Raw genomic sequence first — 12,384 nt, forward strand, 5'->3', positions numbered from 1 at the left:
TCCTGACGACAGTCACGAATGAGTGATAGCTTCAAGGGGTAGAGGTCAGTGAGGCAGTGCCCGCCCAAGGAGGCCGCACCCCATGAGTCCCTTCACCGGCTCCGCCGCCCCCACCTCGCCCTGGCGCCATCTGCGCGTCGACCGCGCCGACGGTGTGGCCACCGTCACCCTGGCCCGCCCCGACAAGCTCAACGCCCTCACCTTCGGCGCCTACGCCGACCTCCGCGACCTGCTCGCCGAGCTGTCCCGCGAGCGGTCCGTGCGCGCCCTGGTGCTGGCCGGCGAGGGCCGCGGCTTCTGCTCCGGCGGGGACGTCGACGAGATCATCGGCGCCACGCTGTCCATGGACACCGCCCAGCTCCTCGACTTCAACCGGATGACCGGCCAGGTGGTGCGGGCGGTACGGGAATGCCCGTTCCCGGTGATCGCGGCGGTGCACGGCGTGGCGGCGGGCGCCGGGGCGGTGCTCGCACTGGCGGCCGACTTCCGCGTCGCGGACCCCAGCGCCCGCTTCGCGTTCCTCTTCACCCGGGTCGGCCTGTCCGGCGGCGACATGGGCGCCGCGTACCTGCTGCCCCGCGTCGTCGGCCTCGGCCACGCCACCCGCCTCCTCATGCTCGGCGAACCGGTCCGCGCCCCCGAGGCCGAGCGCATCGGCCTGATCAGCGAACTGACGGACGAGGGCCGAGCCGACGAGGCAGCCCACCGCCTGGCCCACCGCCTGGCCGAGGGCCCCGCCCTGGCCTACGCCCAGACAAAGGCCCTCCTCACAGCCGAGCTGGACATGCCACTGGCAGCAGCCGTGGAACTGGACGCATCAACGCAGGCCTTGCTGATGACCGGCGAGGACTACGCAGAGTTCCATGCGGCGTTCAAGGAAAAGAGGCCCCCAAAGTGGCAGGGGAGGTAGGGGTGGTGATTTCGGCTCAGGGGACTGTCCCACCCTCAGGGGCGCGGGGAACTGCGCGACCAGCCACACACAACCCGAAGCCGCCCACAAAGACCAGCCACCCCCTACGAGTCGCGATCCTCGGCGGCGGCCCCGGCGGCCTCTACGCCGCAGCCCTACTGAAACGCCTAGACCCCACCCGCGAAATCACCCTCTGGGAACGCAACGCCCCCGACGACACCTTCGGCTTCGGAGTAGTCCTCTCCGACGAAACCCTCGGCGGCATCGAACACGCCGACCCACCCGTCTACGAGGCCCTCCAACAGCACTTCATCCGCTGGGACGACATCGACATCGTCCACCGAGGAGTACGCCACACCTCCGGAGGCCACGGTTTCGCAGCCCTCGGCCGCAAACACCTCCTGGAGATCCTGCACACCCGCTGCCACCACCTCGGCGTAGACCTCCGCTTCCGCACCGAGGCCCCACCCCCACCGACCCTCGCGAGCTCCTACGACCTCGTCATCGCCGCCGACGGAGTCAACAGCACCACCCGCGACACCTACGCCGACGCCTTCCGCCCCCACATCACAACGCACCGCTGCCGATACATCTGGCTGGCCACCGACTTCCCCTTCGACGCCTTCCGCTTCGAGATCGCCGAGACCGAACACGGCGTGATGCAACTCCACGGCTACCCCTACGCCCCCGACGCCTCCACCGTGATCGTCGAGATGCGCGAAGAGGTCTGGCACGCGGCCGGTTTCGACGAACTCGGCGAGCCCGAATCCATCGAACGCTGCGCCAAGATCTTCGCGGACGCGCTCGGCGGCCGCCCGCTGACATCCAACAACTCCACCTGGACCACCTTCCGCACCGTCGTCAACGAAAGCTGGTCGCACGGCAACGTCGTCCTCCTCGGCGACGCCGCCCACACCGCCCACTTCTCCATCGGCTCCGGAACCAAGCTCGCCGTCGAGGACGCCCTCGCCCTCGCCGCCTGTATCCAGGAACAGCCCTCGATCGAGACGGCCCTGACCGCGTACGAGGAGGAGCGCAAGCCCGTCGTCGCCTCCACCCAGCGCGCCGCCCGGGCCAGCCTGGAGTGGTTCGAGAACCTCTCGCTCCACCTCGACCAGCGCCCCCGCCAGTTCGCCTTCAACCTGCTCACCCGCAGCCGCCGCGTCACCCACGACAACCTGCGGCTGCGCGACACGCACTTCACCGAGGCCGTGGAGCGCGAGTTCGGCTGCCCGCCCGGCACGCCCCCGATGTTCACGCCGTTCCGGCTGCGCGGCCTGACCCTGCGCAACCGGGTCGTGGTCTCGCCGATGGACATGTACTCGGCGGTCGACGGCGTCCCCGGCGACTTCCACCTCGTCCACCTCGGCGCCCGCGCGCTCGGTGGCGCCGGGCTGGTGATGACCGAGATGGTGTGCGTGAGCCCGGAGGGCCGGATCACCCCCGGCTGTGCCGGTCTGTACACCGGCAAGCAGGCCGAGGCGTGGCGACGGATCACCGACTTCGTGCACAGCCAGGCACCCGGCACCGGAATCGGCGTGCAACTCGGCCACAGCGGACGCAAGGGCTCGACCAAGCTCATGTGGGAGGGCATCGACGAGCCGCTCGACGACGGCAACTGGCCGCTCGTGGCCGCCTCCCCGCTGCCGTACAAGCCCGGCAGCCAGACGCCGCGCGAGCTGTCCCGTGCCCAACTCACCGACATAAGAGAACAGTTCACCGCCGCCGCCTGGCGTGCCGCGCGGGCCGGTTTCGACCTGCTCGAACTGCACTGCGCCCACGGCTATCTGCTCTCCGGTTTCCTCTCCCCGCTGACCAACCGGCGCACCGACGCCTACGGCGGCTCGCTCGCGAAACGGCTGCGCTTCCCGCTGGAGGTCTTCGACGCCGTAAGGGCCGTGTGGCCGGAGGAGAAGCCCATGACCGTGCGCATCTCGGCCACCGACTGGGCCGAGGGCGGCACCACGCCCGAGGAGGCCGTCGCGATCGCCCGCGCCTTCGCCGCGCACGGCGCCGACGCCATCGACGTGTCGACCGGGCAGGTGGTGGCCGAGGAGCGGCCGGAGTTCGGGCGGTCGTACCAGACGCCGTACGCCGACCGGATCCGGCACGAGGCGGGCGTCCCGGTGATCGCGGTCGGCGCGATCTCCTCCTGGGACGACGTCAACTCCCTGATCCTGGCGGGCCGCACGGACCTGTGCGCGCTGGCCCGCCCGCACCTGTACGACCCGCACTGGACCCTGCACGCGGCGGCCGAGCAGGGCTACGACGGTCCGGGCGTCGTCTGGCCCGCTCCCTACCGTGCGGGCAGCAGGCCACCCCGCACCGGACGCACGGACGCCCCCAAACCCCGGTTGACACTCAGCAGTTGAGGCCGGCCATCCCGGCCGTGAGGGTCATGCGTGGTCAGAGGCCCGCGAAGACCGCCCCCGCGTCCCGCAGCCGTTCGTGCAGCCCTTGGAATACCGCCGCCGATCGCACACCCGGCCAGTTCGCGGGGAGCAGGCTCGCCGGCAGGCCGGGGTCGGCGTACGGCAGATGGCGCCAGGAGTCCAGGGCGAGCAGGTAGTCGCGGTAGGCGTCCTCGGGCGGGGTGTCGGTGCGCCGCTGCCAGTCGTGCAGCACGCCCGCGTGCCGGTCGAGGAACGCCTCGTGCTGCTTGGCGATCGCGGCCAGGTCCCACCAGCGGGCGACCGCCTCGACGGTCGGCGCGAAGCCGAGGTGCTCGCCGCGGAAGAGGTCGACGTAGGGATCGAGGCGTAGCCGTTGCAGGGTGTGCCGGGTCTCCTCGTAGAGCCGGGCGGGAGCGATCCACACGCCGGGTGAGGCCGTGCCGAAGCCGAGCCCGGCCAGGCGGGAGCGCAGCACGTGCCGCTTCTGCCGTTCCGACTCGGGCACGGAGAACACCGCGAGCACCCAGCCCTCGTCCTCGGGCGGCGCGGTGGCGTAGATGCGCCGGTCGCCGTCGTCGAGCAACTGGCGGGCGTCCGGGGAGAGTTCGTAACCGGCCGCACCTTGTGCGGTGCGGGCCGGGACGAGCAGGCCGCGCCGCTTGAGCCGGGACACCGACGAGCGCACCGAAGGCGCGTCCACCCCAACCGCGGCCAGCAGCCGGATCAGCTCGGCGACGGGTACCGGGCCGGGCATGAAGCGGCCGTACGCGCCGTAGAGCGTGACGATGAGAGACCGTGGAGCGTGCTGGTCGGACACGTTGATCATCTTAGGTCGTACGGATCACTGCCGGTCACCTTCGGTGCGCAGGCGGAACCTCTGGAGCTTTCCGGTCGCGGTGCGCGGGAGGGCGTCCAGGAAGACGATGTCGCGGGGGCATTTGTAGGGCGCGAGTTCGGACATGACGAAGGCGCGCAGGGCCGTGGCGTCCCGTTCGGCGCCCTCCTTGAGGACCGTATACGCCACCACCGCCATGCCGCGCGCCTCGTCGGGCCGGCCGACGACCGCCGCCTCCACCACGTCCGGATGCCGCAGCAGCGCGTCCTCGACCTCGGGTCCGGCGATGTTGTACCCGGCCGAGATGATCATGTCGTCGGCGCGGGCGACGTACCGGAAGTAGCCGTCGGGCTCGCGGACGTAGGTGTCGCCGGTGATGTTCCAGCCGTCGCGCACGTACTCCCGCTGCCGTGGGTCGGCGAGATACCGGCAGCCGACCGGGCCGCGCACGGCCAGCAGTCCCGGCTCGCCGTCGGGCAGTTCGCGCCCCTCGGCGTCCACCACGCGCGCGTGCCAGCCGGGGACGGGCACACCGGTGGTGCCGGGTCTGATGTGCTCGTCGGCCGCCGAGATGAAGATGTGCAGCAACTCGGTGGCGCCGATGCCGTTGATGACGCGAAGGCCGGTGCGCTCGTGCCAGGCTTGCCAGGTGGCCGCGGGCAGGTTCTCGCCGGCCGAGACGCAGCGGCGCAGGGACGTCAGGTCGTGGCCGTCGAGGTCGCCGAGCATGGCCCGGTACGCCGTCGGCGCGGTGAACAGCACCGACACCCCGTGTTCGGCGATCGCGGGCAACAGCTGCTTCGGGCCCGCCTGTTCGAGCAGCAGCGCGCCGGCGCCGGCCCGCAGCGGGAAGACGACGAGACCACCGAGGCCGAAGGTGAAGCCGAGCGGGGGGCTGCCCGCGAAGACGTCGTCGCTGTGGGGGCGCAGCACATGCTTCGAGAAGGTGTCGGCGATTGCCAGCACATCCCGGTGGAAGTGCATGCACCCTTTCGGGCGACCGGTGGTGCCGGAGGTGAACGCGATCAGCGCCACGTCGTCGGCCGCCGTGTCCACGGCCCGGTACGGCGTGCCGGGCGCCGGGAGGTTGAGGAGGTCGTCGGGCGCGTCACCGCCGTAGGTCGTGATCCGCAGGTCCGGGATCTCCGCCTTGGCGAGGTCGTCGACGGCCCGGATGTCGCACAGCGCGTGCCGCACGCGGGCGATCTCGCAGATCGTGCTCAGCTCGTGCGGGCGCTGCTGGGCCAGCACGGTGACGGCGACCGCGCCCGCCTTCAGCACCGCCAGCCAGCAGGCGGCCAGCCAGGGCGTGGTGGGGCCGCGCAGCAGGACACGGTTGCCGGGGACGATGCCGAGGCGGGTGGTGAGGACGTGCGCGAGCCGGTCCACGCGGGCGCGCAGGTCGCCGTACGTCCACGTGGGGCCCTGCGGGGTGTGGAACACCGGGCGGTCGTCGGGCGGGCCGTGCAGGAGGTCGGCGGCGCAGTTCAGCCGTTCGGGGTAGTGCAGCTCCGGCAGGTCGAAGCGGAGGTCCGGCCACTGGTCGCGCGGGGGGAGGTGGTCGCGCGCGAAGGTGTCGACGTGGGCGGAGCGGATCGGACGATCGTCCATGGTGGTTCGCCCCCTTGCCTGGTGGGCGTCGTGGTGGGCGTCGTGTTGGGTTCGCACCAGGAGCGTATCGCGTTGGTGACGGCAGTCAACGGGGCGCGATACCGTCGGGTGAGACCGCTCCGGAGGGAGGACCGGCAGTGCCCGCATTCTCACTCGAACCGGAACAAGCCGCCTGGTGCGCCGAGCTGCGCACCCTCGCCGCGGAACGGCTGCGCCCGCTCGCCGAGAAGGGCGAACCCGGCCACGTCAACCGACCCCTCGTCACCGAGCTCGGCCGCCTCGGCCTCCTCGACCGCCTCTTCACCTCCGGCGCGCTCGACCTCTGCCTGATGCGCGAGTCCCTCGCCTACGCCTGCACCGAGGCCGAGACCGCCCTCGCCCTCCAGGGCCTGGGCGCCCACCCCGTCCACGCCCACGGCACACCGGAACAGCGCGAACGCTGGCTGCCGGGGGTGCGCGCGGGCAGCGTGGTGGCCGCGTTCGCACTCAGCGAGCCGGGCGCGGGCTCGGACGCGGCGGCGTTGTCGCTGAGGGCGGAGCCGGAGGAGGCTGGTGGTCCGTCGAGGGGCGGTGCTTTGGTCGGTGAGGCCGGTGATCTGCCGCGAGGAGGCGCTTCGGTAGGTGAGCCCGGCGGCCCCTCGTGTGGAGCCCCTTCGGTGGGGGAGTCCGGCGTTCCGCCGCGAGCCAGCGCTTCGGTGGGCGAGCCCGGCGTACCGCCCCGAGCCGACGCTTCGGTTGCTCAGCCGGGTGTCGTACCGACCGGCGCCTCGCTGGCCGCCGAGGCCGACGGCTCCCGGTGCTGGCGGCTCAGTGGTGAGAAGTGCTGGATCTCCAACGCCCCCGAGGCCGACTTCTACACCGTCTTCGCGCGTACGACCCCGGATGCGGGTGCGCGCGGAGTCACCGCCTTCCTGGTGCCGGCCGACCGGCCCGGCCTCACCGGCACTGGGCTCGACATGCTCTCCCCGCACCCCATCGGGGCCCTCCACTTCGACGCCGTGCCCGTCACTGCCGACGATGTGCTCGGCGAGGTCGACCGGGGCTTCCGGGTCGCGATGGGCACGCTCAACCTGTTCCGGCCCAGCGTCGGCGCCTTCGCCGTCGGGATGGCTCAGGCCGCGCTGGACGCGAGCCTCGTGCACACCGCCCAGCGGGACGCCTTCGGCGGCAAGCTGAGGGACCTTCAGGCCGTCGCCCACCAGGTCGCCGAGATGGCCGTACGCACGGAAGCCGCCCGCCTGATGGTGTACGCGGCGGCGACGGCGTACGACGACGGCGCGGACGGTGTCCCGAAGCGGGCCGCGATGGCGAAACTGCTCGCCACCGAGACCGCGCAGTACGTCGTCGACGCGGCCGTCCAGCTGCACGGCGCGCGGGCGCTGCGGCGCGGCCACCTCCTCGAACACCTCTACCGCGAGGTGCGCGCCCCACGCGTCTACGAAGGGGCGAGCGAGGTCCAACGCGGCATCATCGCCAAGGAGTTGTACGCCACCCTGGAGGCCCGACCGTGACCGCCGAGCGCATCGATCCGCCCGACCTCTCCCCGGCCACCGGCTTCTCGCACGCCGTCGTCGCCACCGGCTCCCGGCTGGTGTTCCTGGCCGGTCAGACCGCCCTCGACACCGACGGCAAGATCACCGGCGACACCCTGCCCGAACAGTTCGAGCGGGCGCTCGGCAACCTGCTGACCGCCCTGCGCGCGGCCGGCGGCACCCCGCCCGACCTCGCCCGCGTCACCGTCTACGCCACCGACGTCGCCGCCTACCGCGCCCACGCCCCCGAACTGGGCCGCATCTGGCGGAGTCTGGCCGGACGGAACTACCCGGCGATGGCGGTCGTCGAAGTCGTACGGCTGTGGGACGAGGCGGCGATGGTGGAGCTCGACGGATTCGCCGTGCTGCCCTGACGCCAGGGCGAGACGACCCGGCCGTCCGGCAGCAGCTCACCGGTGTCGTCGAAGACGATCGCGCCGCTGCACAGCAGGGTCCACCCCTGCTCCGGGTGGGCGGCGACGACGTGCGGGGCGCGGGCGTCGGGCCGGGAGCACGAAGGCTGGTGGGAACACATGGCGCACCTCCACGGTCGTAAGACCATCCGTACGGCCCACACCATGCTCCCGCCGTGAACGTGGGGGAACCGACCGCCTAGAAGCGTGACAAGAAGGGGACAACACCCGGACGGTTCCCGGACGGCCGGGCGGACTCGCCACCGAAGGAGTGACGATCACACTCCTGGACGCGGGCGCCCGGTACCAGTGGTAGCCCCACTTCAGGAGGTCCTTCCATGTTCCTGCGCCCTGCGCTCGGCGCGGCCGCCGCCGCCCTGGCCCTGTTCGCCGCCACCCCCTCCACACCGGCCGCCGCCGAAACGCACGAGTCGGTCACCGTCGACTCCAAGGGCCGGATCGCCCCCGACGGCACGATCACCCTCACCGGCACCTACCGCTGCGTCGGCAGTACCGGACCGGTCTTCGTCAGCTCAATGATCGCCCAGAGCGACCCGTCGATCCGGCACGGCATCGGCGGCTCCCTCGCGGTGTGCGACGGCAAGGAGCACCGCTGGGAGAACACCGGCAAGCCGTACAACCGCGTGATGAAGGCGGGCACCGCCCAGGTGGAAGTCACGCTCATGGAACTGCGCCCGCAGGGCGGCCTGCCGCTGCCCGCCTTCCACGCGACAAAGCAGCAGGACGTCCGGCTGGCCAAGAGCTGAACGGCCTGTTCGGGACCGGGTGCGCCCGCACCGTCATGTCACCGGGCGCACCCGACATCCAGCACTTCGATCACGTCACCATGGCGGGTGTACAAAAGCCAGCACCAGTCACCGAACGCCGCGGACAGATCCGAGGCCCGTGTGGTCCGGTCCGTGGCCACGGCCCCGATGAGCGTGATGATTTCCTCGTGCGCGTCGTCCGGGACGTCGCACAGCACGTTGGCGGCCCGCTGGACCATTTCCACTTTCATCTCGCCCCCCGCGGACAGCATGAGCAGCCGAATACAGAGGTCGCTCGACCAGGATAATCCCCCATTGGGATGAATCACGATCCGTCACCGGGCCGGTGAGCCCGAGCAACGCGGCCACACCGATACGGGCCCGAATGAGCAAGATGCAGAAGTGGACATTTGCGGTCACTGTGGGACAGGGCCGGACACCGGCCGATCTTGCCGAGCATCGGACTAGCCGAAGGAAACGTGATGGCCGTAGCTTCAGACATGCTCGTCCCGGCACTGCGCGAGGTCCGCAAGGCCGAAGTCGCGCTGGCCAACCGCTTCAACGCCCACCTCGCAGGCACGCCCGCCGGGGAGTACCGGGAGGTCCTGGAGCGCCGCGCCGGCGACGCCCGAGGGCACATCTACCGCATCGACGAACGCCTCGGAACGCTTCAGTCCCGCGGCCTGATGCAGACCGTCTGGGGCAATGCCTGGCGGTTGACCGGGCAAGCCGCCCGGCTGCCCTTCAGCGTGACCATGGCCGTCCCCAGCGCCATGTTCGGGGGACGTGGACCGGCGACGGAGCACCAGCTGCTGAAGAACGTCGAGGACGAGTACGCCGTCACCGCGTACGCCGTGGCCATCTGCCGGGCCGCCGAGCGCATCGCCCAGGAGGCCCAGGACGCCGCCAGCTCGGAGCTGCTCAGTTCCATCCGCCGCGACCACGAGGAGGCGCTGGAAGAGCTCGGCAACAACCTTGAGCAGCGCGCCGAGGCAGCGGTGGCGGCCGCCCAGACCGCCGACGGTCTGACCGCCACGGGCGCAGCCCAGGGCGTCCGCGCCTGGAGCAGCTGGCTGCGCGAGACGGCCGAGCGCATGCCCGGTGCCGACCGGCTCCAGGGGGCACCCGAGGGAGCCCTGATCAGGGATTTCGAGCTGCCGATCCCCGACTACCGCAGGCTCAGCAGCAGGACGATCCTCGAACGCCTCCCGCACCTGCCCCAGCGGGACCTGGCCACCGTCGGCGCCTATGAGCGCGCCCACGCCGCCCGCCCCGCCATCCTGAGCAGGATCGCCGACCTGCTCGGTCCGGAGCCCTGGCCCGGCTACGACGGCATGCACGAGGACGAGATCATCAAGCGGCTCGGTGACGCCGAGGAGAGCCTCACCCGGCGGGTGCTGACCTACGAGCGCCGCCATCAGGCCCGCTCCAGCATCCTCTCCGCCGCCGAACGCATCCCCGCCTGACCGGCCTCTCACTGGCCTTTCGGGCAGGGCATTCACCGGGCACCCCGGGCTCACGCGGGCCGACCGCGCGACCCGGGGTGTCGGCACTGATAGGTCCACAGCTGGTCGACGAGGGTGAAGCCGAAGGAGTCGAAGAGCCGTGGCGCGGCCTGGCAGTCCTGGCCGGGGTGCGTTGGGTCATCGACGACGAGCGCGACCTCGGTGGCGCCTTGCGCGGCCAGCAGGGCCAGGGCCTGGCCGAGCAATTCGTGGCCCAGGCCACGGCGGCGGTGACTGGGCAGGGTCTCGATCCAGTACACGGTCGCGGTGCGGTCGGGTCCCACACTGACCACGGCCTCCGCGACCGGCTCGGCTGCCTCGCGGACGATCAGCCGCTGCCCGGGCGGGAAGTCGCAGGGGACGACCTCGGCGGCCGGCTTCGCCGACCGAGGAGCGGCAGACAGCGCGCAGTACAAATAGCGGCTCTGGCAACGCCCGGTGAAGCCGCTGCGCAGCAGGGCGTCGTGTGTGGCGCCGCGGTGAGCGCGGGGCAGCCCGCCCGGTCCCAGCGGACCCGGCGGACCGCCGACGAACGCCTCGATCAGCGCGCAGTGGGCGAGCGCGGCGAGGGCGTGCCCGATCAGGGCACGCAGCGCAGGCGGATCCTCGTGGGCGTGGACCCAGCAGATCACCCCGGTGTGCACATCGGCCCAGGACAGATGGGCGATGACCCCCTGAGGACGGTCCCCGGCAGCGGCCAGCACACTGATCCGCGGCCGAGCCGGTACCGCCCAGCCGACCGGGGGAACAGGACCGCGCAGCGCGGTGGCCAGCCTCTCCGGCGTGCAGGGCGGCTGTCCCGGCAGCCGGTCGGTGTCGATCAGTGCTCGCACCCCCGGTTCGTCGTCGGGACGATACGGGCGCACCGTCGACCCGCTCTCGGGGCTGGGCGAAGAGGCCATGGTGTCCGTCCGCACGGGTGCTGACGTCGTTACCGGCTCTCTTTCAGCGTCCTCCGTTCAGCCCCCGCTGTCACGGGAAACGGTGACTGTCCCGGAGGCGCCCTACGGAGAGCCGCTGTCCGGTGGGCATACGGCGAACGTGACCTGGGCCGCGGCCAGCAGCGCGCGTATCTCGGCGATGACCGGCCGGTGCAGGGGCAGCGTGAGGTGGCCGACGCCCGGCACCAGCACGTTGCGGGCCTTGAGGTCCGGATGGTCGATGCGGCCCCTGGCGGCGGGGATGACGGCCTCGTCCAGGTCGCTGTAGAAGGCCACGAACCTGGTGTGGCATCCCGGGGCGGGTTCGGCGAGTTCGGTCAGCAGCTCGCTTCCGGGCCGTAGCTGGCGCAGCAGCGGATGGGCCGGGGCCAGCAGGGCGGTGGCGGTCCCGCCGTGCGGTGTCGCGAGCGTGATCACCAGCGGCACGTACGCGTCACCGCCGAGCCGCTGCACGTAGTAGCGGGCGATCAGCCCGCCCAGGCTGTACCCGATCACGATCGCGGCCCGCCCCGTGCCGTGGGCACACGCGGGCTCGACCTGGTCGCCCAGCGACCGGGCCGCCGTACGGATGTCCGGGCCGAACGCGTTGCAGGCGACCTGGATGAAGGGGCCCACGCCGTCGCCGCGCAGCTCGCGCTCCAGCGGTGGGACGACCGACGCGCCGTCGGCCAGCCCGTGCACCAACAGCACAGGAATCCCCGAATCGGGGGGCAGCGGGTCGGCCGGGCCAGCCGGCCGCCCGTGCAGGGCACGACCGAGCAGCCCGGTCAGCTGCCCGACGCCCTCCGCGGCGATGTCGAGCGGGAGCCGGGCCAGCCGTACGACCGCCCGGCTCGCCTCGACACCCACGCCGCGCGCCGGTGACAGCCCTGGGACCGTCAGCTGCGGCTTGAGAGGAATGCCCGTAGCCGTTCACCTTCCCTGCACGAACCGCACCTGTCCTGCGTGGCGGAAGAGCCGGACAACCGAACTGCGGAACCGGATGGGACTACATGGAAACGTTGCGCAAGTCGGCTCAATTCCATCCATCGCTACGGTTCACTTTGGCCGATCCCGGTCAAAGATGCACTTCGGCCTCCGCCGACGGCCGCGCAGGCGCGAGCGGTGCCTCGGTCCTACGGTGGTCCTGAGAGGGCCGTCGAACCGACCCGGCCCAGTGGAGGAGGCTGCGATGGATGAGCAGTTCGTCTGGGTGACGACACGCCGCCTTCGGGCGGGCAGCCTGGAGGAGTTCGAGCGGTCATGGCGCCCCGATCCCTACCCACAGGGTCTGCGCCGCGCCTTCGCCTACTGGTCCGAGGACGGACTGGAGATCACCGGGGTCTCGTTCTGGGACTCGAAGGAAGCGTGCGACTCCTGGCGGGACTCCGAGCCGGAGAAGCAGCGGCGCGCGGCCATGGCCCCCTACGTCGTCGAGGAGCGGGAGGGTTTCTACCGCGGCCGTGAACTCACCGTCCCGCAGCGATAGCTGTCGGTG

The 12,384-nt window shown here is 71.7% G+C and carries 12 protein-coding genes and 1 pseudogene; 7 read left to right on the forward strand and 6 right to left on the reverse strand.

Annotated elements, in window-relative coordinates; translation table 11 throughout:
• Nucleotides 1-82: 82 nt before the first annotated feature.
• Both SSP24_RS06465 and SSP24_RS06470 read left to right on the forward strand, forming a co-directional pair.
• Nucleotides 83-910, forward strand: a complete 828-nt coding sequence (locus SSP24_RS06465) for an enoyl-CoA hydratase family protein (RefSeq protein WP_141307822.1) — start codon at nt 83-85, stop codon at nt 908-910.
• Nucleotides 911-915: 5 nt separating this feature from the next.
• Nucleotides 916-3,282, forward strand: a complete 2,367-nt coding sequence (locus tag SSP24_RS06470; protein WP_141308212.1) for a bifunctional salicylyl-CoA 5-hydroxylase/oxidoreductase — start codon at nt 916-918, stop codon at nt 3,280-3,282.
• 34 nt (nt 3,283-3,316) lie between these two features.
• On the opposite strand, the gene SSP24_RS06475 is transcribed toward SSP24_RS06470, so the two are convergent.
• Together SSP24_RS06475 and SSP24_RS06480 are read right to left on the reverse strand one after the other, a co-directional pair.
• Nucleotides 3,317-4,129, reverse strand: coding sequence for a PaaX family transcriptional regulator (locus SSP24_RS06475; RefSeq protein ID WP_141307823.1), 813 nt, complete (start codon nt 4,127-4,129; stop codon nt 3,317-3,319).
• A 15-nt stretch (nt 4,130-4,144) separates the two neighbouring features.
• Nucleotides 4,145-5,749, reverse strand: coding sequence for an AMP-binding protein (locus tag SSP24_RS06480; RefSeq protein WP_141307824.1), 1,605 nt, complete (start codon nt 5,747-5,749; stop codon nt 4,145-4,147).
• A 137-nt stretch (nt 5,750-5,886) separates the two neighbouring features.
• On the opposite strand from SSP24_RS06480, the gene SSP24_RS06485 reads away from it, so the two are divergent.
• Entirely contained in the window at nt 5,887-7,260 is a 1,374-nt protein-coding gene (locus tag SSP24_RS06485; RefSeq protein ID WP_141307825.1) for an acyl-CoA dehydrogenase family protein, read from the forward strand.
• Nucleotides 7,257-7,655 carry a RidA family protein gene (locus SSP24_RS06490; RefSeq protein WP_141307826.1) on the forward strand — a complete coding sequence of 133 codons (399 nt, stop codon included), beginning with the start codon at nt 7,257-7,259 and terminating at the stop codon, nt 7,653-7,655. Before SSP24_RS06485 ends, SSP24_RS06490 begins: the two co-directional genes overlap by 4 nt.
• Here the strand turns inward: SSP24_RS06490 and SSP24_RS43905 are convergent.
• A pseudogene (locus SSP24_RS43905) lies at nt 7,655-7,816 on the reverse strand (DUF5999 family protein); the annotation flags it as partial. The gene SSP24_RS06490 and the pseudogene SSP24_RS43905 sit on opposite strands and share 1 nt — an antisense overlap.
• Before the next feature lie 216 nt (nt 7,817-8,032).
• Between SSP24_RS43905 and SSP24_RS06500 the strand changes: the two are divergent.
• Nucleotides 8,033-8,461: a DUF6299 family protein gene (locus tag SSP24_RS06500; protein ID WP_141307828.1), complete on the forward strand. Its 429-nt coding sequence runs from the start codon at nt 8,033-8,035 to the stop codon at nt 8,459-8,461.
• Between the two features lie 38 nt (nt 8,462-8,499).
• Here the strand turns inward: SSP24_RS06500 and SSP24_RS06505 are convergent, their stop codons facing one another.
• On the reverse strand, nt 8,500-8,733 hold the full coding sequence (locus SSP24_RS06505; protein WP_244951790.1) for a hypothetical protein: 234 nt from the start codon (nt 8,731-8,733) through the stop codon (nt 8,500-8,502).
• 210 nt (nt 8,734-8,943) lie between these two features.
• Here SSP24_RS06505 and SSP24_RS06510 point away from each other — a divergent pair, with 210 nt between their 5' ends.
• Nucleotides 8,944-9,927: a hypothetical protein gene (locus SSP24_RS06510; RefSeq protein ID WP_141307829.1), complete on the forward strand. Its 984-nt coding sequence runs from the start codon at nt 8,944-8,946 to the stop codon at nt 9,925-9,927.
• A 50-nt stretch (nt 9,928-9,977) separates the two neighbouring features.
• Here SSP24_RS06510 and SSP24_RS06515 read toward each other — a convergent pair whose 3' ends face one another.
• Both SSP24_RS06515 and SSP24_RS06520 read right to left on the reverse strand, forming a co-directional pair.
• Nucleotides 9,978-10,799, reverse strand: coding sequence for a GNAT family N-acetyltransferase (locus tag SSP24_RS06515; protein ID WP_167529527.1), 822 nt, complete (start codon nt 10,797-10,799; stop codon nt 9,978-9,980).
• Nucleotides 10,800-10,970: 171 nt separating this feature from the next.
• Nucleotides 10,971-11,756, reverse strand: coding sequence for an alpha/beta hydrolase (locus SSP24_RS06520; protein ID WP_229864890.1), 786 nt, complete (start codon nt 11,754-11,756; stop codon nt 10,971-10,973).
• 322 nt (nt 11,757-12,078) lie between these two features.
• On the opposite strand from SSP24_RS06520, the gene SSP24_RS06525 reads away from it, so the two are divergent.
• A complete protein-coding gene (locus SSP24_RS06525) occupies nt 12,079-12,375 on the forward strand; it encodes a hypothetical protein (protein ID WP_141307831.1) in 297 nt (98 codons plus the stop codon).
• Nucleotides 12,376-12,384: the final 9 nt, after the last annotated feature.

The sequence above is a fragment of the Streptomyces spinoverrucosus genome, assembly GCF_006539505.1.
GTDB classification, from domain to species: domain Bacteria; phylum Actinomycetota; class Actinomycetes; order Streptomycetales; family Streptomycetaceae; genus Streptomyces; species Streptomyces spinoverrucosus.

Coding starts and splice junctions, on each gene's coding strand:
- SSP24_RS06480 (WP_141307824.1), bottom strand. CDS start 5,749: ATGGACGATCGTCCGATCCGCTCCGCCCACGTCGACACCTTCGCGCGC.
- SSP24_RS06465 (WP_141307822.1), top strand. CDS start 83: ATGAGTCCCTTCACCGGCTCCGCCGCCCCCACCTCGCCCTGGCGCCAT.
- SSP24_RS06505 (WP_244951790.1), bottom strand. CDS start 8,733: ATGCTGTCCGCGGGGGGCGAGATGAAAGTGGAAATGGTCCAGCGGGCC.
- SSP24_RS06500 (WP_141307828.1), top strand. CDS start 8,033: ATGTTCCTGCGCCCTGCGCTCGGCGCGGCCGCCGCCGCCCTGGCCCTG.
- SSP24_RS06510 (WP_141307829.1), top strand. CDS start 8,944: ATGGCCGTAGCTTCAGACATGCTCGTCCCGGCACTGCGCGAGGTCCGC.
- SSP24_RS06525 (WP_141307831.1), top strand. CDS start 12,079: ATGGATGAGCAGTTCGTCTGGGTGACGACACGCCGCCTTCGGGCGGGC.
- SSP24_RS06475 (WP_141307823.1), bottom strand. CDS start 4,129: ATGATCAACGTGTCCGACCAGCACGCTCCACGGTCTCTCATCGTCACG.